Source organism: Planotetraspora mira (assembly GCF_016863275.1).
Taxonomy (GTDB): domain Bacteria; phylum Actinomycetota; class Actinomycetes; order Streptosporangiales; family Streptosporangiaceae; genus Planotetraspora; species Planotetraspora mira.
Genome location: NZ_BOOO01000017.1, coordinates 215,976 through 236,244, shown reverse-complemented (window position 1 = coordinate 236,244; position 20,269 = coordinate 215,976). Strand labels below are relative to the sequence as shown.

Sequence of the window (20,269 nt, the reverse complement as noted above, 5' to 3'; positions counted from 1 at the left end):
GCACGCTCGGGCACGCGAACCGGGGCGATTTTCAGTCGATGAGCCGGCGCTCCCACGCCCACGCCGCGATCTCCACCCGGTTGCGGGCGCCCAGCTTCATGTGCACGCTGCCCAGATGGGTCTTGACGGTGCCGATGGCGATGAACAGCCGCTCGGCGATCTCGGCGTTGGTCAGGCCCCGGGCGGCCAGTTTCACCACGTCGAGCTCTCGTGGCGACAGGCCCGCGTCGTCGCGCGCCGGGGCGGGGGGACTGAGGTGCCGCAGCAGCCGTACCGTGATCGAGGGACTGATCAGGGCGTCGCCGGACACCGCGGCACGCACGGCCTCCACCAGCAACGCCGGGCCGGAGTCCTTCAGCAGGAACCCGCACGCGCCGGTGCTCAGCGCTGTGTGCACGTATTCGTCCAGGTCGAAGGTGGTCACCACGACCACCTTGATGGGGTCGGCGACACCTTTCCCCGCCAGCAGCCGGAGCGCCTCCAGACCGTCCATCCGGGGCATGCGGATGTCCAGCAGCGCCACGTCCGGCCGGAGTCGCCGGGCCAGGGCGACCGCCGCCATGCCGTCCGCCGCCTCGCCGACCAGTTTCATGTCCGGCTGGCTGTCGATGATCATTCCGAAGCCGGTCCGGACCATCGCCTGATCGTCGGCGACCATCACGCGAATCACCGCGCCACCTCCTGATTGAGCGGCAGCGCCGCGTCGACCACCCAGCCGCCGTCGATGCCGGGCCCGGCATCGATCCGGCCGCCGAGGGTCCTGACCCGCTCAGCCAGACCGATCAGACCGTACCGGTGCTGCCCGCGTGCCGCGGTGGCGCGTGGCGCGGCGCCGTCGTCGGTCACCTGGATCAGCAGCCACTCCGGGCCGCGGCGGATCCGCACGTCCACCGATCGGGCACCGGTCGCGTGCCTGCGGGTGTTCGTGAGCGCCTCCATCACCACCCGGTAAGCCGTGGTGGAGACCTCGACGGGTATCCCGTCCAGCCCTCCGTCGGCATGCAGCCGGGCCACCGGGGGAGCCGAACCGTTGAAGCCCGCCAGCAGCGAGTCGAGATCCGCCAACCCGGCCAGCGGTGTCAAGGGCGCGTTCGGCGGGGCGTCCGGGTCACGCAGCATGCCCACCATCCGTCGCATCGAGTTCATCGTCTCCGCGCCGGCGTGCTCGATCTGTTCCAAGGCGAGGATCACCCGCTGCGGATCCTGCTCGGCGACGAACCGCGCGCCCTGCGCCTGGACCACGATCCCGGTCACATGGTGGGCGATGAAGTCATGCAACTCCCGGGCGAACTCGGCGCGCTGCTCGGACCGGACGGCGGCCAGCGCCTGCTCCCGTCCCTGGTCAAGAAAGCGCAGGTAGGTCCCGGCGGCGGCCGCGGCGGCGGCGCCGAGGGCCAGGCCGAGCCCGGCGATGATGTACGTGCTGTCGGTGACCGCGCGCAACGGCAACAGGATGACGGCCACCCCGGTGGCCAGGGCCGCGGTCACCGCCCACCCGGCCGCCCCCCGGCGCGCCACCACATAGAGACCTCCGAGCAGGCCGCAGGACTCGGCGAGGCCCCAGGTGCCCAGGGGGCCGCCGCCGGCGACCACCGTGCCCAACGTGACGAGGATCGACCCCGCGGCGAGCAGCAGGGCGAGTTTCGGCAGGCGCCGGGAGCCCTGCCGATGCGCGGGCATCCAGACCATCACGGTGGCCAGCGCCAGCACCACCCGCTCCAGGGACAGCAGAAGGTCGAGTGAACCGTAGGGCCGGATCAGACCGAACCGGATGTCGATGATCCCGAGCACCGCCATCACCGCGAGCCCGGCCAGTTGGCCCAGGCGGAACCACCAACGTCGGAGTTGCGGAGTCATCATCGGGACCAGCGTAGTCAGCCTGCGGTCATGCCCATATCGGCCGAAAGTCAGAGCCGGGGCGACCCGGGCTCCCGCTGTGGACCGATGTGCCGGTCCGGGTCCGGGGGCCACGCTTTTCCCGGCAGGACGACGTGGGGCGCCCGGCGGCCCTTGATTCGGCCTCCGGATCCCCCACACGGCCCGGGTCGTGAGGGTCCGTACGCCTGGAGTAGCGGACCCCCGCCGTAATTCATCAGCCGATCGAGCGTGCTTTTTCGTATGCCCAAATCAAGGAGAACCGCGTGACCACTGTTCGGGTTGACCGCGAGAATGCCCGGACCGCGTCCGGCGCCGGCGCGACCCGGCAACGAGCGCAGTGGGCGGATGTCGCGAAGGGCGTCTGCATCATCCTCGTGGTGTTGTGGCACGTCATTGTCAAGCACTACCTGCAGATCAGCTGGCATATCGGGGTGCCCGTCCCCAGCGCGTGGGGAACGTTGGGCGAGCAACTCCTGCCGCTCCGAATGCCGGTGTTCTTCACCATCTCCGGGGTATTCGCGGCGAACGCTGTAAAACGACCGTGGCGGGTGCTGGTCAGGTCCCGGATCGCCAAATTCCTCTACCTGTACGCCGTCTGGTTGCTCATCCACACCGCGGTCCTGGCCGTGGTCCCGGATTTCCTCACCGACCACGCCGATTCCGTGCTCGACCTGGTGGAACAGCTCACCATCACCCCTTCCAACCTGTGGTACCTGTATGCCCTCGCGCTCTATTTCGCGTTCGCCAAGGCCGTACGACGGGTGCCGCGGCCGGTGATGCTCGCCGCGGCCGCGGCCCTGTCCGTGATCACGGCGGCGGGCGTGCTCGCCACCCCGGGAGACCGCGGCGGTTTCTACCAGAATCTGGTCTTCTTCCTCGGCGGTCTGTACCTCAAGCCCTATGTCGAGCGGTGGGCGGCGACCGCGACGAACCGCCGCATGGTTCTGACCTTCGTCGTGTACGCCGCGGCTCTGACGGCCATGGCCGCAGCCGGTGCCCAGCACTGGGCAGGGGTGTGGTTGGCGGTGTCCGTCACGGCGGTGGCCTTCGGCATCACCGCCGCCGCGCGACTGAGCCGGTGGCGGGCGGTAGGTGACGCGCTCGCCGGCCTCGGGCGCCGGACGCTGCCGATCTATGTCATCCACATGCCGCTGCTGGCCCTGTCGCACCGGTTCCTCGTCGGCCCGATGTCAGGCCTGGGCGCAGACGGCCAGGCGTTCGTCGCGGCGGGCTACCCGATCGTGCTGACCGCCGTGGTGATGAGCCTGAGCCTTGCGATTCACCGCGGACTCATGGCGATACACGCGACGTGGTTGTTCGAACCACCCGGGGCGCGGAGGCGGCAGGCGGCGCTCACAGCTGGGTCTGACCTCCGTTGACCTCGTAGACCGTGTCCCTGAACCCGCGGCTCATGCCGACGTGCCGGCCGCCCTGAGCCGCCGCAGGGTCCAGCCGCGTCCCGCCGGGTCGAGATGCCGGGTGGCCTCGGCGAAGAGTTCGGCCGCCTGGCGGTAGGACAGCCGCCCCCGCCCGGTGACGGGGCAGCGGTCGCGGGCCGCCGTGCCCGCCGCCGCCCGCCGGCTCGCCAGGAACACCGGCCCCGTCGTACGGCCGGCCAGGAGCAGGGGGAGCAGGCGGGCCGAGCCGGCTCGCCAGCGGATGCCCGGCTCCTTGCGCACCCGTCGTCTGATCAGGTCGAGGTCGTCGGCGTTCAGGGCGAGCACACGCTCGATGGGGGCGGTCGTCTCATACAGCAGGCGCCAGCATGTCTGCTCCCGGAGCGGCGCCGGGAGGGCGAAGACCTCCGCCACCTGCTCCGGCGTCAGCGTGGAGGGTGTGGAAGACGGCGTGACAGGCGGGCGGAGCCCGTCCAGCGGGTCCGCGTCGATCCAGCCGCGCATCCGCCACCAGGAGATCGCGCCACGCAGGATGGACAACTCCCTGCTGACGGTGCGTGGGTCGGCTGTGGCGGCCCGCCGTACGAGGGCGTCTGCCAGTCGCCCCGCGGCGCCGGAGGCGTCGAGCAGGGCCATCGGCACGATCGGCGCGGCGGCCCCCCGGCGCGCCCTCCCGTTCGGCGGCGTTCTCGCGACGAGCGCCCATGCCCACGTGGCCAGGGCGATGCGGTAGACGCGGCGGGACGCCTCACTCAGGCGCAGCGCCGCGAGGTAGTGCTCGACCGCCACCGCGTATTCGACGGGGGCCGGGGGCGACGTCATACGTGGCTCGTTCCGCAGTAAATGGCCGGGCTGGGCAGAGTCGTGGTGAGTATAACTCCGCAGGTTCAACCGTCCATCCGGGCGTCCACAGCCCTATGCAGTAAAGGGACTCAACCTTGTTGAGCCGGAAATCTTGAATGATCGCCCGTGACCTCGCAGGGTGATGAGGCATGGCGAGGACACGGCTGGCCGCTCTGGCGCATCACGACCTGAGGCTGTTCTTCATCGGGGAGTCGGCGTCGTTGCTGGGATCGTCGATGGCGACGGTCGCGGTGACCTTCGCCGTGCTCGACGGGGGAGGGACCGAGGCCGATCTCGGCTACGTGATGGCGGCGCGGATCGTCCCCATGGTGGTCCTGATGCTCGTGGGCGGCGCGGTCGCCGACCGATTCGGCCCCCGCCGGGTCATGGTCGCCTCCGACGTGCTGCGCTGCGTCGTGCAGGCCGTGCTGGCGGCGTTGCTGCTGACCGGAAGGCCTGCCGTCTGGACGTTCGTGGTGCTGCTCGCGATGTGGGGAGCGGGCGAGTCGTTCTACGCCCCCGCGCGCGGCGCGCTCATCCCGCAGATCGCGGCCGGGGGCGAGCCGTACGAGGGCAAACTGCGTGACGCCAACGCGCTGGCCGGCATGGCCGGGTCGCTGGCGTCCGTCGCGGGTCCGGCGCTCGCCGGGATCGCCGTGGCGACGGCCGGTTCCGGCGTGGTCGTCGCGGTCGACGCGCTCACCTATGTGGTCAGCGCCGTGGCGCTGCTTGCCCTGCGCGTCCAGGACCGGCCCTCCCGCCAGGCGGGGCGCGGGGGAGGGGCGGCGTTGCTCGAAGGCTGGGCGCAGTTCCGGTCGAGGACCTGGTTGTGGGTGACGACGTTGCAGTTCACGCTGTTCAACCTGCTCGTGTGGGCGCCGTTCCTCGTGCTCGGACCGGTCGTGGCGCACGAGCGTCTCGGCGGCGCCCGCGACTGGGGGCTGATCATGGCGTTCTACGGCTCGGGCGCGGTCGTGGGCGGCCTGGCGTCGCTGGGCGGCCGGATCCCGCGCAGGCCGCTCGTCGTCGCGACGGTCGCCACGGCGGGATGGGCGTTACCCTCGGGCGCCATCGCCGCAGGCCTCCCGGTGATGTCCGTGGCCGGGGCCGCGTTCGTCGCCGGGATCGGCTCGGCGGTCTGCGGGATGCTCTACGCGACCACCAACCAGCGGCACGTGCCGGCCGAGGTCATGGCCCGGATCACCTCGCTCACCACCGTGGGGGCGTTCGCCCTCGGGCCGCTCGGCCTGGCCGCGGCGGGTCCGGTGGCCGCCCTGGCCGGGACCACGGCCGTGCTGGGATTCGGGGCGATCTGGCAGATCACCACCGGCCTGGCCGTGCTCGCCGTACCGGACGTGCGGAGGCTCCGATGAGGTCAGAAGCCCTCGGGAGCGTGGGGCACGTAGTGCTCCTCGAGCCGGGCGAGTTCGTCGGCGTCGAGCCGCAGGTCGACCGAGGCGATCGCATCGGTGAGATGCTCGACCTTCGTCACGCCGACGATGGGCGCCGTGACCGACGGCTGATGGTGCAGCCAGGCCAGCGCGACCTGGGCGCGGGGGACTCCCCGCTCCTTGGCGACGGTGCCGACCGCGTCGACGATTCTCCGGTCGGACTCCTCCGCCTGCCGGTAGAGCCTGCCGCCGAACGCGTCGGTTTCGCTCCGCTTGGTCGTGGCGTCCCAGTCGCGGGTGAGGCGCCCTCGTGCCAGCGGGCTCCACGGCAGCACTCCGACGCCCTGATCGAGACAGAACGGAAGCATCTCCCGCTCTTCTTCCCGCATGAGCAGGTTGTACTGATCCTGCATCGACACGAACCGGGTCCAGCCGTTGAGGTCGGCGATGTACTGCGCCTGCGCGAACTGCCAGGTCCACATCGACGAGGCACCGATGTAGCGGACCTTGCCGGCTCGGACGAGGTCGTGCAGCGCCTCCATCGTCTCCTCGATCGGCACATTCGGGTCGTACCGGTGGATCTGGTAAAGATCGATGTAGTCCGTGTTCAGCCGCCGCAGGCTCTCGTCGGCCTGGGTGAGGATCGCGGCCCGGGACAGGCCGCGGCCCTTCGGCCCGGGACCCATCCGGCCGTGGACCTTCGTGGCGATGACCACCTCGTCGCGCTTGGCGAATTCGCCCAGCAGGCGTCCGGTGATCTCCTCACTGGCTCCCGCCGAGTAGACGTTGGCGGTGTCAAAGGTGGTGATGCCGGCCTCGATCGCCCGCTGGACGAACGGCCTGGCCTCGTCGAGGCCGAATGACCAGCTGTGGGTGCCCCGATCCGGATCGCCGAAGCTCATGCATCCGAGCACCACCTGCGAAACTTCCAGTCCCGAGGCTCCCAAACGAACGTATTCCATCAGTGCGCTCCCATCTCGATCTCGTACTTTGCCCAGAATAGGCAGGAATGAGCAGCTGATCGGCGGCGTGGGTCAGTATTCGGGGACCTCGACCCTGCCCTCGGCGACCTCGATCATCTCCTCCGACAGCGGCTTCTCCCGCATGACGAGGGCCAGGACGAAGGAAGCGATCATGAAGGGGGCGGACCAGAGGAACACCGTCTGGAACGCGTGCAGGGTCGAGAGGGGAGTGGGGTGTGAGCCCATGGCGGTGGTGAGAATGGCGCCGAAGATCGCCGCGCCGAACGCGCCGCCGATGCTCTTGAAGAAGTTCAGCGCCCCGGTCGCGGTGCCCAGGTGCCGGTGTTCGACGGCGTTCTGCCCGGCGAGGAGGGCGACCTGGATCATGAATCCGATTCCGGCGCCGGCGAGGGTCAGCGGCACGATGATCGCCCATGCCGGGGTTTCCTGAGCCGCGAGACTGACCGCCCACATCGACAGGCCCGCCAGCGCGGACCCGATCACCGGGTAGATCTTGTATCGGCCGGTTCTCGTGATGAACGGCCCGGCGATCGCGGTGGCGACGACGAGGCCGAGGAGCATCGGGATCAGGAACAGCCCCGCCACGAATGCGGAGTATCCCTGCACGGTCTGCAGGAACAGCGGAACGTACAGCATCGCGACGAACAGGACCAGGGAGGCGAACCCGAACTGGATCGAGGAGATGGTGAAGATGCCCGATCGGAACAGGCTGAGCGGTGTGATCGGTTCCGACGCCCGCCGTTCGACGAGGATGTAGGCGGCGAGGCCTGCGACGCTGACCCCGGCGAGGCCGAGGATCAAGGGTGAGTCCCAGGAATGGACAGGGCCGCCGAAAGTGGTGAACAGCAGGACCGTTGTGGTCACCATCGCGGCGAGCAGGCCCCCGGCGACGTCGACGCGGCCGCGTGGGCCGGTACGCCGGGGCAGGTGGACACGGAGGGCGATCATGATGATCGCGAACGCTCCGATCGGGATGTTGATGTAGAAGATCCACCGCCAGGAGACCGTGTCCGCGAACAGGCCGCCGAGGAACGGGCCGGCGATCAGCGCGAGAGTGGCGACGATGCCCGTGTAGGCCTGGTATCGGGAGCGTTGCCGGGCCGGCACGATGTCGCCGACGATCGCCATCACCAGGGAGTTCAGGCCTCCTCCGCCGATGCCCTGGAAGGCACGGAAGGTGATCAGCCAGAGCATGTTCCCTGAGGCCGCGGCCAGGACCGAGCCGATCAGGAAGACCACGATCGAGACGAGGAAGATCCGCTTCCGGCCGAACATGTCGCCGAGCTTGCCGAACAGCAGTGTCGTGACGGCGCTGGTGAGCAGATACGCGGATGCCACCCAGGAGATCTGATCGGCGCCGCCGAGTTCCTTGCCGATGGTCGGCAGGGCGGTCGCGACGATCGTCTGGTCGAGGTTCGAGATGAACAGCACGAGCATCAGCGGGACGAGGATCGCCATGATCGCGCGATGGGTGAGCAGGGGCGGCGTGGTCGTCGGCACGGCGAGATCCGTTCTGTAGGTGAGCAGATGTGAAAGGTAAGTCACTCACCTAAATGGTGTCAATCCAGTATCGCCATGGCTGAGGAACGTGACTGACTGTTCTTCGCGCATAGACTGTGCCGATGACCGCCGACACGAAACCCCCGCTGCGGGAACGCAAGAAGGCGATGACCCGTCAGTCGTTGATCGACGCCGCGGAGCGGTTGTTCGAGGAGCGCGGTTTCGACGCGGTGACGGTGGCGGAGATCGCGGACGCGGCGAACGTGTCGGTGAAGACGCTCTTCGTCTACTTCCGGTCGAAGGAGGACCTCGCCTTCGCCGACAAACGGCTCATTGAAGCCCTCCTCGAAGGGCTGGCGAACCGTCCGGCCGGTACGGCGGCGGCGGAGGTGGTGGCCGGAGTGCTGATCGCGGCGCTGGGCGGCGGCGACGGCACCCCGGGCCTGGAAGGCTTCCACCGCGGCTACGGTCAGTCGGCGGCGCTCCAGTCGGGTCTGCTTCGGATGTGGGCCGACTTCGAGGACCGGATCACCGCGGAATTGGCCCGCGAGGCCGGCACGGAGGCGACACCGCGACACCGCATGCACGCGATCCAACTCGTCGGCATCGTCCGGCTGGCGACCTCGCCCGAGGCTCGCGCCGCGATCGCGGGACTCCCCTCCGAGGAGGCGACCGCACGTGTCGAGTCGATGCTCGCCGAAGCCGCGGCCGCCGTCGCCCGGTCGTTTCGGGTGACCGCCCACCCAATGACGCCGTGATCGCCGTCCGCCGGTCGACGTCGAGAGCGCCCCGTATATACGCAAAGGCTGAGCCATCATTTGCCCGGCATTGACCTGGGATTTCCTACTGTGTCCGACATGAGGAGTTCCCTGGGCGAGTTCCTCCGTGCCCGGCGCCGGGTCACCACCGTCGATCAGGTGGGCCTGCCGGAGGTCGGGGACCGTCGCCGGACGCCCGGGCTACGCCGCGACGAGGTCGCGATGCTGGCCGGCGTCAGCACCGACTACTACACCCGGCTGGAGCAGGGCAGAGAACGACATCCGTCGGATCAGGTGCTCGACGCCCTGGCCCAGGCGCTCCTACTCGACCTGGACGCCACCGATCACCTGTACGAACTCGCTCGCGGTCGGAGGTCCCGGCGCAGTCGGATGGGCCGGGCCGACCACGTCGATTCCCACTTGCTCCAACTCGTCGACGCGTGGGAGCACACGCCGGCGTTCATCGTGAACCGCCGGTGGGACGTGCTCGCCAGGAACACGCTGTCCGCCGCTGTCTGCGGGTGGCTCGAGAACAGCGACAACATGATGCGGCTGGTGTTCCTCAACCCCGCGGCGCAGGAGTTCCTCCCCACTGACTGGGAACGGGAGGCCTACGCCTACGCGGCCCATCTTCGCGCCATGGTGGGAGCGGGTGGCGACGACCCGTTCCTGCTCGAACTGGTCGAGGAGCTGTCACGTGGAAGCGAGACCTTCCGACGGCTGTGGGCCCGCCACGACGTCCATGTCAGGACCCATGAGTCCATTCGTCTGCACCACCACGATGTCGGCGACCTCGCCCTTCACTTCGAAGGGTTCACGATCAACAGTGCCCCCGGGCATGTTCTGGTCGTCGGTCAGGCCGAGCCCGGCAGCCCGTCCGCGGCAGGGCTGGCCAAGCTGGGCTGGCTGGCCGTCAGCAGCCGGTGATTCCATCTCCGAGCCGTGGCTCTGGCGCGGTGTCAGCGTTGGCGCAGTGTCAGCTCTGGCGCAGCGTCAGCGTTGGTGCGGTGTCGCGAAGCCGGTGCCGTCAGGAACCGAGCACGGGTGGATCGGCGCGAAGGCGCACCGCCTCGTCCGTGACCTCCCGGAGCGCGGCCAGTATCTCCGGCCACGTCCGCACCGGCTCGTCGATCAGGTGGTAGGAGTGATGTTCGAACACGGCCGCGGCTCGTGGTGCGCCTAATACGGTGAGCAGCTTTCCCTGGTGTTCGAGCAGGTTGAGCACGCCCAACGCGCGGTCTCGCTGATCCGGGTCGGTGTAGGCCAGCGGAGACGGGGAGACGGTCCTGGCCATCTGGTCGATCCCGTCTTGCATCAGCGGTATCAGCTTCGCCGCGGCCTCGGCGTCCAGCGGATCGGTGTTCTGCGCGAGGTGATACACCATGCGGCCGAAGATGACGATGTCGGTGATCCGGCTGATCTGGGCGATGCGCGGTCGCAGTATCGTGACGCACTCCCGCGCCGCGCTCTCGGCGCGCTCGTGGTCGCCGAGAAGGAGCATGATGGCGGCGTATCGGCTCAGGGTGCGGGCCGTGATCAGGTGGGTGTTCTCGTCGCCGGATTGGAGTGCCTGGCGAAACTGCTCGATCGCCTCGCTGTGGCGAAGCGCCGGCTCCCGCTCGCCGAGGGCCGCGTGCAGTTCGGCGAGCAGGATGTGCAGGTCGGGCACCAACAGGGAGTACTTCGGGTTGCCGCCCGCTTCATGCGCCGTGATCGCTTCATGGGCGTCCGCCATGGCGGCGCGGTGGTGGCCGATCGCCTGCCGTATCTCGGCCCGTGTACGCAGGCGCGAGGTGAGCTGGTCGATCCACAGGCCGACGCCGGGCTGGCGCTTGCAGATCTTCTGAGAGAGCCGCACCGCCTCGTCGGCCATCCGCAGAGCTTGTTCGAATCGGCCTTGCTCGAAGGCGCGCGTCGCACCTTCGGCGTTTCCCTCCGCCTGTCGAACCCACTCGTCAGGAACTCTGCTTCTCATGCTCCTACAAGATAATCTTCGCCTTCATTAATGCAACGGGCATATCCGCGGCTTGGCGGACGGCTCGCACGATCTCCGGACCGATCGACCAGAGAAAGGCCGTGCCGTTCATGCAGGACGATGCCGCCCGGCCTCCGGCAGCCGACCGGTGTGCCGCCGTCGGCGAGGACGAGACCACGGCCGCCAGGGACATCTGCCGGTGTTTCGACCAGTACGAGGTACGTCCACCGCATGTGGTGCGCTTCCATGCCGAGCGTCAGGACACCGCGTCATCAGGCTGGCGGCATCTGCTCGAACTCGTGGAGGAGGCGGCGAGTGACGGCCGGGAGGTGTTTCGGCCTCTCGCCGAGCTCAGCCCGGCCGAACGGCGCCAGGTCATCACCCTTCCTCCGACCATCACCAAGCTCACCGAGGTCAAGCACCTGGTGCTCTACGGCAGCAACCTCGTACGGATCCCGCCGGAGATCGGCGCCATGACGAACCTGCGGCAATTCACTCCCTACACGTCGTCTCGCCTGCACTGGTTCCCCTACGAGCTGACCAGGTGCCGGCGGCTGGGGTTCACATCGGTCAGCACGCGCTCGCTGTACGGCAACTTCAAGATCCGGCCGCCGTTCCCGCGGCTTCAGCCAGGCCGGGCGACAGTTCGGAACCTCGTCCTTGATGACCCCGGGGTATGGGGCGCCGACGTGATCCGGTCGTGCAGCATCTGCGACCGGCCCATCACCGAAGCCGGGCTCCACCAGGCGTGGATCTCCTTGCAGGCCGGCACCGACACGTTGCCCCTCCTGGTGAACGCCTGCTCGCCGGACTGCGTCGCCGCCCTGCCCACCCCTCCAGAGGGCTACGTGTCGTCAGCGCACAGCGGCGGGCCCGACCTCGTTCAACCGCGCGCCGACTACGACGACGACGAATGACGGCGTGGCCTGAGACCACCCAGATCTACGAAGGCGTCAACCCAGATCCAGCGCACGGTCATGGCCCGCCGGCTCGGCTCTGCTGATGAAAGGTCCTGCTGTGCATTACGCGCATGCGGCCCGGATGTGGCGGAGCGACTGCTGAACATCGCCGCCCGTGTCCGACAGCCCACCCGGCGATGTCGGCAACGTCTGAGCGAACTCGAACAACGCGGCCTGAAGCTCCTTAGACGGGGCGCCGTCCACGTCCGTATACGAGCCCTCAGCGAGCCCATCCGCCGTCTGCGTCAGGGTGGACCACAGCGGCGTGGTCTCGTCCGGGGAGACGTATCCGACCGTCGTGCCCGGGTGCTCGATGATGTCGTCCACCTGACCGACCAGGACCATCGCCCTGTCGCACGGGGACTGCATGTCCTCCCGGTTCGCGGCAGCGAAGGCGCCGGCCGCGACCAGCACCACCAGGCCCACCGCGACGCTCACCGCGATCCCCAACCACGGCGGCCGCTTCCTCGACGGCACGGTCGGCTCAGATGGTTGACCCACCTGGAAGGTGGCTGGCTCATCGGCCATGAGGTGCTCCACGGACTTGGGGGAGAGCTCGCACCCATAGGACGCGCACCCATCGCACATGGTTGGCCTGGCGACATAGGGAGTCCTGTGTCGGTGCTCTCGGCTGTGAGCCGCGATCTCACGCGGCACTATCGACTGCAGCCGGCCCGGCCACGCCGCGCGCACCCGACCTGGTCGGGGAATGCGTAATCGCTGGGGCGGCGAGCTGCTACGCCTGGATGAGGCCGAGTTGCTGCAGCTGTGAGTAGACGTCGACGACTCCCCAGATGTCGGTGACCTGGCCGTCGGCGAAGCGGGCGATGAAGATCTCTTGGTAGGTGACCGATTTGCCGGTCGGGGGCATGCCCCGGTATTCACCGGAGTTGGTCCCGGTGACCGTCTGCCGAGCGACGATCTTGTCTCCCTCGGCGAGCAGGTCCTCGACCGTTACGTGAATGTCGGGGAACGCGCGCAGGAGGATCGCCCATACGTGCTTTTGCGCCTGCACCGCGGTCACGTCAGTCGGCTCCGCCGTGTGGAACCGCGCGTCCGGGTGAATGAACTCGTCGATCGCCTTTGAGATGACCTCCAGATCGCCGCTGTTGACGGCGTCGTGGAAGCGGTGGTACGTCTCCTTGTTGCGCGCTTCCTGAGCTGTTGACATGTCGCGTCTCCTTCGATCGAGATGGTGCGGTCATCGATGCCCACCAGGGGACGCCTGGCGTGAAACCGGCGTCTCCGTAGATACCGACCAGATAGCCGCCCGGATTGTGATGTCGGCGCCGACCTCACATTCGAAGAGGCTGTCTCGTCGATTGGTGAGAACGGATGTGATCAAGGGAGCCGCAACGCCCCTGAAGGCGGAGTTCGCGAGCCCAAGGTGTCCGTCCGGGGCGAGGTTAGATCAGGGGTTCACGACTTTGGCGTCCGGCGGCAAACCGAAAGTTCTGCGCGCCTCCTCGTAGATTCCGTTCTCCGGGTCCCACCCGGCGCCGGCCATCTCTATTGCCCGGGGCGCGCCTTCCGGGGAGAACATCGCGCGGGTCGTGGATATGTTCGCTTCACCGTCCGTCGGTTCGTCGACGTGCTGCACGGTGAAGCGTCCGTTCACCGATTCCATCGTCAAGAGTTGCGGCGCGCCGTAGCCGGTACCGCTGACGAGCCTGTTCCCGCGACGGGCGAGTTCCTCGCACCAGGTCATGACTCCGACCAACAGCCGAGGACCTTTCCGGCGAACCTCTATGAGGTCCTCATGGCAGAACACCCGGGGATTCAAGCCCGGCTCATCAGCGGCCAGAAGGTCGCCCTCGTTGAGGCGGGGGTCTGCCTCAAGAAAGCGGTCAGCCGCCTCCATGAGTGCCGTACGCGTCGAAGAGTCGACCGAGATGACCTCTTCTTCGGCGGTGCCCGCATAATCCGGTCCCGACAATCGCGGGACCAGCACGAAGGCTCCGGCAATCGCGGCAACCAGTGCGAAGATCGCCCAGAGCGCCGATCGTCTAGTCACGCTCGTCACGCCTCAGCACCTCACCGTGCCGACGGGGTCGGTCGGTGTGATGTCGCTGCGCAGGTAGTACAGCGAACTCAGGGTGTCGTAGCCGCCGTTGGTCGTGCCGCCGTTGTGTCCGACCTCGACGGAGACGAAGCCGACCATGGAACCACTGCTGTCGATCACCTGGAGACCGCTCTGGGTGTGCCCGAAGTCGTCGGCGATGTGGCCGTTGTCGTTGAAGTCGTTTCCGACGTCCATGTTGATCCTCCGGTCGGTGAAGGAGGATTGCTGCTTGTCCGGGACGCTCAGGTAGCTGAACACGTCATACAGCTGCGTCGCCGTCCGGGTGGTGTCGTGAATCCGCAGCTTGGGGGAGGACGAGCCGGCGTAGGTGCCGTTGGTCTTCTTCCATTGGCCGGGGTTGATGCTGACGCCGCGTACCGACTCGTTGCGGGTGCCGGCATCGGAACACCAGTTGTTCCACGGCTTCCAATAACCGTGATAAACGACGTCGTCGTTCAGAATGCCGTCGGCGATCTCATTGATCGTCGCTCCGCCCTTCGGGCCTACGCCGCGGCCGCCGAAGCCCCAGCCGACATTGAGCGCGTTGGGGTTGTAGGGGCTGGACGCGGCGTAGAAGGAGGACGAGGTGTCCACGTTGGACGCGCCGAGCATCTCGATCATCGCCAGCTTGCCGCCGTCGAGAGTCCGGGAAGAGTATCGCCACCGCTCCCACTGGGAACCGCTGCATCCCGGTGTCGTGTTCCCCGCGTTGTCGTGCCAGTAGATGGTGAACGTGTCGCCGGGGTTGATGGCGTCGCGGTCTGAGGCGTTCGGTCCGCAGTAGGTTCCCATTCGCGTTAGGGCCGGCTCCTGCAGTCCCTTCGCCGCGCATTGCACCGACTTGTTGGCGTCTGCGGCACTCGGCTCGGTGCCGTCGAGGTTATGTCCGATCAGTGAGCCGGTCTGGCAGTTGCCGATCGTGTCGGAGTTGGTCGCGGTGGTGTCCCAGCTCCATGCATCCATCCGGAAGTTCATGAAAGAGGGATCGGTCGAGGGTTCGCGAAAGCTGTAGACGGCCAGGCGCGCGAATTGCCGGCGTTCCTGCGGCGTACTCCCGGGAAGCTGGCCCTTGACGGTCACGGCGAAGGTCCCTGGAACCTGGGAAGCGGTGCCGGCCGCCTGCGCCGCTGGAACGGCGACCGTGGTTGGAAGGATGACGATCATTGCCCACAACAGTGCCTTGATACGGCGCCGCACGACCCACCCCTGTCTGAAGAGTTGCGAGGGTGATCAAACCTCCCTGCCGTCATGACGGTCAAGGGGGCGGCAGGCACCGTGCCTGCCCGTGAAGTGCAGGCGCACGGCAGACACGGCTGCCGGATGCGACGTCTCGTCCGGACCACATTCACAGCCGGGCGCATCTCGGTGCAGCCGACAATGGTGAGACCGATCTTGGAGCGGGTCCGGTTTCGATGGCGGTCGTACTATGGCCTGATCGCATCGATGTCTCAAGGAGTCACCGTGGCCCGCCCCCGCACCGCCGCTCGGACTGTGGAGCACCCCGACCTGTCGGAGGTTTCGCTGCAGCAGGTCCTGGAGGCGTTGGTGGATCCGGTCCGGCGCATGGTGGTGTCCCAGTTGGCCCGGGCGGGCGAGGACAAGAGTTGCGGCACCTTCGACGCGCCGGTGTCACTCTCGACGCTCACTCACCACCTCAACGTACTGCGCGAGGCCGGCGTGATCCGGCAGTACTACAGGGGTACGGCGAAGCTGAACACGCTGCGCGCGGGTGAGATGGAAGAGCAGTTCCCGGGCTTGCTGTCGGCCGTGGTGCACGCCTCCGCCGCGGAGTCCGAGGAGGGGGTGGCCTGAGGTCGCTCGGTCGGCGCGGCTGCCGGTGGTGTGTGCCGATGTGACGCATATTTCGATGACCATCAATATTTGACGGCCATCGAACCTTGGGACACTGTGGGTGTGAGCACCGAGCTGAATCGGTGCTTTTCCCCGCTCCAAGGACGGATGCGACATGGCGAGACTTGTGCAGTTCGACCGGCTCGGCGGCCCCGAGGTCCTGACCCTCCGCGACGTGGAGGTGGGCGCTCCGGGAGCGGGAGAGGTACGGATCCGCGTCGATGCGATCGGCCTGAACCGGGCCGAGGTCATGTACCGCGAGGGCGTCTACTTCGACAAGCCGGCATTCCCTTCCACGCTCGGTTATGAGGCTGCAGGTGTGGTGGAGGCGGTCGGCGAGGGAGTGGACAGCCTCGCCGAGGGCGACCTGGTCGCTGTCGTGCCGTCTTTCCTGCAGAGCGAGTACGGCACCTACGGTGACCACGTCATCGTCCCCGCCGCCGCCGTCGTCCCCCGCCCGGCAGACGTCGACCCCGTGCAGGCCGCGGCCGTGTGGATGGCCTACATCACCGCTTACGGCCCCCTCGTCGAGTCCGGCCAGGTTCGTCCCGGCGACCATGTCCTGATCACCGCGGCCTCCAGCAGTGTCGGACTGGCCGCCATCCAGATCGCCCGCCACATCGGCGCGATCCCCATCGCCACCACGCGCGAGGCCGGCAAGAAGCAGCGCCTCCTGGACGTCGGCGCGGCCCACGTCATCGCCACCGGCGAGGAGGACCTGCCTGTCCGCGTCAAGGAGATCACCGGTGGCGAAGGCGTCCGCCTGGCCTTCGACCCGATCGCCGGCCCCGGCGTCGAGACCATCGCGCAGGGCATCGCCCCCGGCGGCAGCCTGGTCGTCTACGGCGCTCTCGACCCTCGCCTCACCCCGCTGCCCAACGCGCACTCCTACCCGGAACTGACCAGCAGCACCTACAACATGCACGCGATCACCACGAACCCCGAACGCCTGCGCCGCGCTGTCGCCTTCGTCAACGCCGGCCTCGCCTCGGGATCCCTCACCCCGGTCATCGACCGCACCTTCGACCTCGCGGACATCGCCGAGGCCCACCGCTACTTGGAGGCCAACGGCCAGGTCGGCAAGATCGTCGTCACCGTCGCTCACGACGACGTGACTCGGGAACCGGCCTGACGCGTTCGCCGTGCCGTTGGCGCGATGGCGGGATGGTGGGATGGCGCGGTCCGGGGCCGGGCCGCGCCATCGCAGGACGTCAGCCGGCGCGGTAGGCCCGGATGATCGTCTGTTCGACACCGCTACCGCCCGCGGCGCCGGCCTTCACCCGCAGCGAGACGGCCTGTCCGGCCGCGGCCGCCGGTAGATCGGCCCGGTAGCCGTCACCGTCGGCGTGGACCCGGGCCGAGCGCCAGGTGGCGCCGTCGTCGGCCGAGGTCCACACCTGGAACGAGGTGATCCGCTGCGCCGGGACGCCCGCCGCCTGCCTGACGCTGAACCCCGCCGTCCCGCCGGCCGGGTGGTTGGCGGCGTCCAGCGGCAGCGCGTAGTCGACGGACAGGAGCGGCAGCGGGACGCTCCCCGTGCCGCTCGGGCCGGCCGACCGGAACGTCCACGACGTGGTGACCCGGGTCGAGATCGGCAGAATCAAGCCGGTCTCGACGTCGAAGGTCAGCCGGTAGTCCGCCGCCTTCTCCGGCACCGTGAACTCGGCGAGCGAGGCCGCCCGTTCGCCGACGAGTCTCCCGTCTCGGTAGAGCGACAGCGTGCGGTTGACGCCGATGCTCCCGCCCGCGAGGCAGTCGGCCCGCTGGTGCTGGTCGGTGAGAGTGACCAGGTCCACGTGCAGGTTGCCACGGGTCCTGGCCGGTGCTGAGGCGCAGCCGTACGCCGCGCCGACCGGGTCGTCGTACCAGTCGGAGTGCAGCGGTTGCCGCGCCCAGGTCTTGGCCTGACGGCTGCCGGGCGGATAGCTCCGGGCGCCCTCCTGGGCGAGGAGGCCGCCGTAGATCCCCTCGTCCTGCCAGAGGAAACCGGGGGAGACGTAGTCGGTACGGCTCACCGGCAGGTCGTACGTGCGGTTCTGCGTCAGGTACCACCCGTCGGGGGTGTAACCATAACGCCGGAGCGAGGTGACCATCCCGGGCGAGTCCATCTGGCCGAACCGCTGGTCGATCCGGGCGAGCCTGGACTGCTCGGCCTTCGTCACCCGGTACGCCGGGTCGGCGGGAACGCCGTCGCCGAACGCGTGGATCAGGTCGTAGTGGTACGGCTCGGCCGCGTCACCGGGCGATTCCAGTCCGAACGCCGTGTACGCCCGGAGGCTGCCGATCCCGGGGCGCTTCAACGGCCCCACGGAGAGGCTCGCCGACGGACCCCAGCCGGAGACGAAGTCGTACCAGGTCAGACCGCCCCGTGAGGTCTGCAGGTAGGTGAAGTCGGCGGTGGTGGTCGTGGTGGCCACTCCGTCGACAGAGGCGGTCACCGGCTTCGCCTGCGCGGGGTCCAGCTTCATGGTCCGGTCGCCGGTGACGCTGACATCGGTGTCGCCGACGAAGGTCCCCCACTGCTCGCTGGTCTCGGGGTCGTAGGCGGAGTACGCGCCGGTCACCGCGTACCGGCCGATGGGGACCCGCAGCGTGGCGGTCTCGCCGGGGGCGAGGAACGCGCCGCCGCCGTACACCACCGGGTCGTCGAGGTTGGTCACCAGCACGTTGACCCAGTCCGACGCGGTGGGCGACATCTCGGGCATCTCGACGGTGTCGACGGTCAGGTCGTAACTCGGCGGCTCGACGTAGAAGGTCACCGGCGTGCTCGCGATGAGCTTCCTGCCGGGGGTGCGGGCGGTGACGACGGCGGTGTACAGGCCGGGCTTCCCGGCGAGCGCCGCGTTGTCGATCCGCAGGGTCGCGCCGGCGGGGACGCCGCGCCTGAGCCGCACCCGGGTCTGCGACAAAGACGCGATGCCGCGCGGTGCGGGCCTGCCGACGTGGTCGGTGACCGTGACGTCGAGGTCGAGTTCGACGGTCGACGGGGTCGGCTCGCCGGTCCAGCTGAGTTTCGCCTGGCTGGTTCCCGACTGGGGATAGCGGAGCGTGCCGAGGGAGACCACCGGCTGGTCGCTGACCGGGCCGGACAGCGCCCGGGCCGCGTCGAGCCGGCCCGCTCCGACGGCGTACGGGTCGGCGCCGGGCAGCGGGTCGGCGGCGCCGACGAGCGCGGCCTTGAGCCGGTCCGCCTTCCAGTCGGGGTGCCGCTGGGCGAGGAGCGCCGCGGCGCCCGCGACGTGCGGGGTCGCCATCGAGGTGCCGGAGGAGGAGACGTAGGAGGCGTCGACGGGCGGGCCCAGCGTGGTGCCCGCGGCCCGGGCGGCGATGATGTCGACGCCCGGCGCGACCAGTTCCGGCTTGGCCACGCGGGTGCCGACCAGCGGGCCACGGCTGGAGAAGTCCGCGAGCCGGTCGTCGCCGTCGACGGCGCCGACCGTCAACGCGCCGGCGGCTGCGCCGGGTGACCCGACCGCGCCGCCGGTGTTGCCCGCCGCGATGACGAAGAGCGCGCCGGTCTGCTCGGTCAGCGCGTCGACGGCGAGCGAGAGCGGGTCGGTTCCGTCGCTCGGATCCGTGCCGCCGAGGCTCATGTTGACCACGTCGGCCCGGGGCGCGGCCCACTCCATGCCGGCGATGATCTGCGAGTCCATGCCGAAGCCGGAGTCGTCGAGGACCTTGCCGATGAGCAGGCGGGCGTCCGGTGCGACTCCGCGACGCTCGCCGTGTGAGACGGCCCCGGTGCCGGCGATGGTCGCCGCCACGTGGGTGCCGTGGCCCTTGTGGTCGACGGCGTCGCCTCCCTCGACGGTGAAGTCGGCCCGGTCGGCGACTCGGCCGGCGAGGTCCGGGTGGGTGAAGTCGGCGCCGGTGTCGAGTACGGCGACCCGCGTGCCCTTGCCGGTGTATCCGGCGTTCCATGCCTGCGGGGCGGCGACCTGGCTCAGGTTGTGGTCGAGGGCGGTGGTGGTGAGCGTCGTGGCCTCGACCCTGCGGTCGAGCCAGACCTTCGCGGCCCCGGCGAGGAGAGGGTTCGTGGCCGTCTTCGCGGCGGCCGTGCTCTTCTTGGGGATGTGCCCGGCCACCGCGCCGATGCTCGGCAGTTGCCGTACGTCGCCGAGAGCCGCGACCCGCGCGTTCGCCGACGGCTTCACGATCACCGGCAGGTCCGGAGTCCTGGCGTCGTCGTAGCCGTCATGGATCAGCGCGGTGACGTCGAAGAGCGCCGGGTCGAAGACCGGGCCGACCTGCGCCGCGACGCGCGCGGGGACGACCCGCACATGTCCGTCGGGTCCGCAGGTCTGCCGCAGCACCCCACTCGGGTCGGCCGGTTGCACGGTGACGCGGGGGCAGCCGGAAGCGGTGGTCACGACGGTCACCACGTCGCCCGTCAAGAGGGTGACGGTGTACGTCTTCCCGCTGTCGGGGGTGTCAGCCTCGGCCATCGCCGGATGGCCCGGTACGGCGTTCAGCACCGTGGCTGTGACGGTGAGCGCCAGCAGCACCCACCGCGTTCGCTTGAGCATCTTGCTCCTTACATCATCAGTCAGCCGCACACGCGGCGGGGAGCAAGATATTTGTAAAGATCCTTTACTCCTGTCACGGGCGGGTTTCAGCTAGGAAACGGTGTTGATCTGAATCGCCCGATATCGCCGAGAGGGTGAGCATGTGT

At 68.9% G+C, this 20,269-nt stretch carries 18 protein-coding genes; 7 read left to right on the top strand and 11 right to left on the bottom strand.

Going from position 1 to position 20,269, the window contains the following annotated elements; all coding sequences use genetic code 11:
- Positions 1–31 precede the first annotated feature (31 nt).
- The gene (locus Pmi06nite_RS17655) at positions 32–658 is read right to left on the bottom strand and encodes a response regulator (protein WP_203954169.1); all 627 of its coding nucleotides are present in this window, start codon (positions 656–658) and stop codon (positions 32–34) included.
- Positions 659–666: 8 nt separating this feature from the next.
- Positions 667–1,860 carry a sensor histidine kinase gene (locus tag Pmi06nite_RS17650; RefSeq protein ID WP_203954106.1) on the bottom strand — a complete coding sequence of 398 codons (1,194 nt, stop codon included), beginning with the start codon at positions 1,858–1,860 and terminating at the stop codon, positions 667–669.
- Between the two features lie 281 nt (positions 1,861–2,141).
- On the opposite strand from Pmi06nite_RS17650, the gene Pmi06nite_RS17645 reads away from it, so the two are divergent.
- Positions 2,142–3,257 carry an acyltransferase family protein gene (locus tag Pmi06nite_RS17645; RefSeq protein WP_203954105.1) on the top strand — a complete coding sequence of 372 codons (1,116 nt, stop codon included), beginning with the start codon at positions 2,142–2,144 and terminating at the stop codon, positions 3,255–3,257.
- A 30-nt stretch (positions 3,258–3,287) separates the two neighbouring features.
- Here Pmi06nite_RS17645 and Pmi06nite_RS17640 read toward each other — a convergent pair whose 3' ends face one another.
- A complete protein-coding gene (locus tag Pmi06nite_RS17640; protein ID WP_203954104.1) occupies positions 3,288–4,097 on the bottom strand; it encodes a site-specific recombinase in 810 nt (269 codons plus the stop codon).
- A 170-nt stretch (positions 4,098–4,267) separates the two neighbouring features.
- Here Pmi06nite_RS17640 and Pmi06nite_RS17635 point away from each other — a divergent pair, with 170 nt between their 5' ends.
- Positions 4,268–5,491, top strand: a complete 1,224-nt coding sequence (locus Pmi06nite_RS17635; protein WP_203954103.1) for an MFS transporter — start codon at positions 4,268–4,270, stop codon at positions 5,489–5,491.
- Between the two features lie 2 nt (positions 5,492–5,493).
- Here Pmi06nite_RS17635 and Pmi06nite_RS17630 read toward each other — a convergent pair whose 3' ends face one another.
- Together Pmi06nite_RS17630 and Pmi06nite_RS17625 are read right to left on the bottom strand one after the other, a co-directional pair.
- A complete protein-coding gene (locus tag Pmi06nite_RS17630) occupies positions 5,494–6,471 on the bottom strand; it encodes an aldo/keto reductase (protein WP_203954102.1) in 978 nt (325 codons plus the stop codon).
- A 72-nt stretch (positions 6,472–6,543) separates the two neighbouring features.
- Complete coding sequence (locus Pmi06nite_RS17625; protein ID WP_203954101.1) at positions 6,544–8,037, bottom strand: MDR family MFS transporter; 1,494 nt, start codon at positions 8,035–8,037, stop codon at positions 6,544–6,546.
- Between the two features lie 77 nt (positions 8,038–8,114).
- Between Pmi06nite_RS17625 and Pmi06nite_RS17620 the strand changes: the two genes are divergently transcribed.
- A complete protein-coding gene (locus Pmi06nite_RS17620; RefSeq protein ID WP_203954100.1) occupies positions 8,115–8,750 on the top strand; it encodes a TetR/AcrR family transcriptional regulator in 636 nt (211 codons plus the stop codon).
- 99 nt (positions 8,751–8,849) lie between these two features.
- Positions 8,850–9,677 carry a helix-turn-helix domain-containing protein gene (locus Pmi06nite_RS17615; RefSeq protein ID WP_203954099.1) on the top strand — a complete coding sequence of 276 codons (828 nt, stop codon included), beginning with the start codon at positions 8,850–8,852 and terminating at the stop codon, positions 9,675–9,677.
- Between the two features lie 100 nt (positions 9,678–9,777).
- Here Pmi06nite_RS17615 and Pmi06nite_RS17610 read toward each other — a convergent pair whose 3' ends face one another.
- Positions 9,778–10,725 (bottom strand): tetratricopeptide repeat protein, encoded by a 948-nt coding sequence (locus tag Pmi06nite_RS17610; RefSeq protein WP_203954098.1) that lies wholly within the window; start codon positions 10,723–10,725, stop codon positions 9,778–9,780.
- A 110-nt stretch (positions 10,726–10,835) separates the two neighbouring features.
- Between Pmi06nite_RS17610 and Pmi06nite_RS17605 the strand changes: the two genes are divergently transcribed.
- A complete protein-coding gene (locus Pmi06nite_RS17605; protein WP_203954097.1) occupies positions 10,836–11,642 on the top strand; it encodes a hypothetical protein in 807 nt (268 codons plus the stop codon).
- A 105-nt stretch (positions 11,643–11,747) separates the two neighbouring features.
- Here Pmi06nite_RS17605 and Pmi06nite_RS17600 read toward each other — a convergent pair whose 3' ends face one another.
- From Pmi06nite_RS17600 to Pmi06nite_RS17585, 4 genes are all read right to left on the bottom strand, one after another.
- Positions 11,748–12,212 carry a hypothetical protein gene (locus Pmi06nite_RS17600; RefSeq protein ID WP_203954096.1) on the bottom strand — a complete coding sequence of 155 codons (465 nt, stop codon included), beginning with the start codon at positions 12,210–12,212 and terminating at the stop codon, positions 11,748–11,750.
- A 208-nt stretch (positions 12,213–12,420) separates the two neighbouring features.
- Positions 12,421–12,855, bottom strand: a complete 435-nt coding sequence (locus Pmi06nite_RS17595; RefSeq protein ID WP_203954095.1) for an ester cyclase — start codon at positions 12,853–12,855, stop codon at positions 12,421–12,423.
- Positions 12,856–13,095: 240 nt separating this feature from the next.
- A complete protein-coding gene (locus tag Pmi06nite_RS17590) occupies positions 13,096–13,707 on the bottom strand; it encodes a hypothetical protein (protein ID WP_203954094.1) in 612 nt (203 codons plus the stop codon).
- 3 nt (positions 13,708–13,710) lie between these two features.
- The gene (locus Pmi06nite_RS17585; protein WP_203954093.1) at positions 13,711–14,943 is read right to left on the bottom strand and encodes a hypothetical protein; all 1,233 of its coding nucleotides are present in this window, start codon (positions 14,941–14,943) and stop codon (positions 13,711–13,713) included.
- A gap of 264 nt (positions 14,944–15,207) precedes the next feature.
- Here Pmi06nite_RS17585 and Pmi06nite_RS17580 point away from each other — a divergent pair, with 264 nt between their 5' ends.
- A complete protein-coding gene (locus tag Pmi06nite_RS17580; protein WP_239113980.1) occupies positions 15,208–15,558 on the top strand; it encodes an ArsR/SmtB family transcription factor in 351 nt (116 codons plus the stop codon).
- Positions 15,559–15,712: 154 nt separating this feature from the next.
- Complete coding sequence (locus Pmi06nite_RS17575) at positions 15,713–16,729, top strand: zinc-dependent alcohol dehydrogenase family protein (protein ID WP_203954091.1); 1,017 nt, start codon at positions 15,713–15,715, stop codon at positions 16,727–16,729.
- A 79-nt stretch (positions 16,730–16,808) separates the two neighbouring features.
- On the opposite strand, the gene Pmi06nite_RS17570 is transcribed toward Pmi06nite_RS17575, so the two are convergent.
- Positions 16,809–20,123 carry a S8 family peptidase gene (locus tag Pmi06nite_RS17570; RefSeq protein WP_203954090.1) on the bottom strand — a complete coding sequence of 1,105 codons (3,315 nt, stop codon included), beginning with the start codon at positions 20,121–20,123 and terminating at the stop codon, positions 16,809–16,811.
- Between the last annotated feature and the right edge of the window lie 146 nt (positions 20,124–20,269).

Coding starts and splice junctions, on each gene's coding strand:
- Pmi06nite_RS17655 (WP_203954169.1), bottom strand. CDS start 658: ATGGTCGCCGACGATCAGGCGATGGTCCGGACCGGCTTCGGAATGATC.
- Pmi06nite_RS17650 (WP_203954106.1), bottom strand. CDS start 1,860: ATGATGACTCCGCAACTCCGACGTTGGTGGTTCCGCCTGGGCCAACTG.
- Pmi06nite_RS17640 (WP_203954104.1), bottom strand. CDS start 4,097: ATGACGTCGCCCCCGGCCCCCGTCGAATACGCGGTGGCGGTCGAGCAC.
- Pmi06nite_RS17635 (WP_203954103.1), top strand. CDS start 4,268: ATGGCGAGGACACGGCTGGCCGCTCTGGCGCATCACGACCTGAGGCTG.
- Pmi06nite_RS17630 (WP_203954102.1), bottom strand. CDS start 6,471: ATGGAATACGTTCGTTTGGGAGCCTCGGGACTGGAAGTTTCGCAGGTG.
- Pmi06nite_RS17620 (WP_203954100.1), top strand. CDS start 8,115: ATGACCGCCGACACGAAACCCCCGCTGCGGGAACGCAAGAAGGCGATG.
- Pmi06nite_RS17615 (WP_203954099.1), top strand. CDS start 8,850: ATGAGGAGTTCCCTGGGCGAGTTCCTCCGTGCCCGGCGCCGGGTCACC.
- Pmi06nite_RS17610 (WP_203954098.1), bottom strand. CDS start 10,725: ATGAGAAGCAGAGTTCCTGACGAGTGGGTTCGACAGGCGGAGGGAAAC.
- Pmi06nite_RS17605 (WP_203954097.1), top strand. CDS start 10,836: ATGCAGGACGATGCCGCCCGGCCTCCGGCAGCCGACCGGTGTGCCGCC.
- Pmi06nite_RS17600 (WP_203954096.1), bottom strand. CDS start 12,212: ATGGCCGATGAGCCAGCCACCTTCCAGGTGGGTCAACCATCTGAGCCG.
- Pmi06nite_RS17595 (WP_203954095.1), bottom strand. CDS start 12,855: ATGTCAACAGCTCAGGAAGCGCGCAACAAGGAGACGTACCACCGCTTC.
- Pmi06nite_RS17575 (WP_203954091.1), top strand. CDS start 15,713: ATGGCGAGACTTGTGCAGTTCGACCGGCTCGGCGGCCCCGAGGTCCTG.
- Pmi06nite_RS17570 (WP_203954090.1), bottom strand. CDS start 20,123: ATGCTCAAGCGAACGCGGTGGGTGCTGCTGGCGCTCACCGTCACAGCC.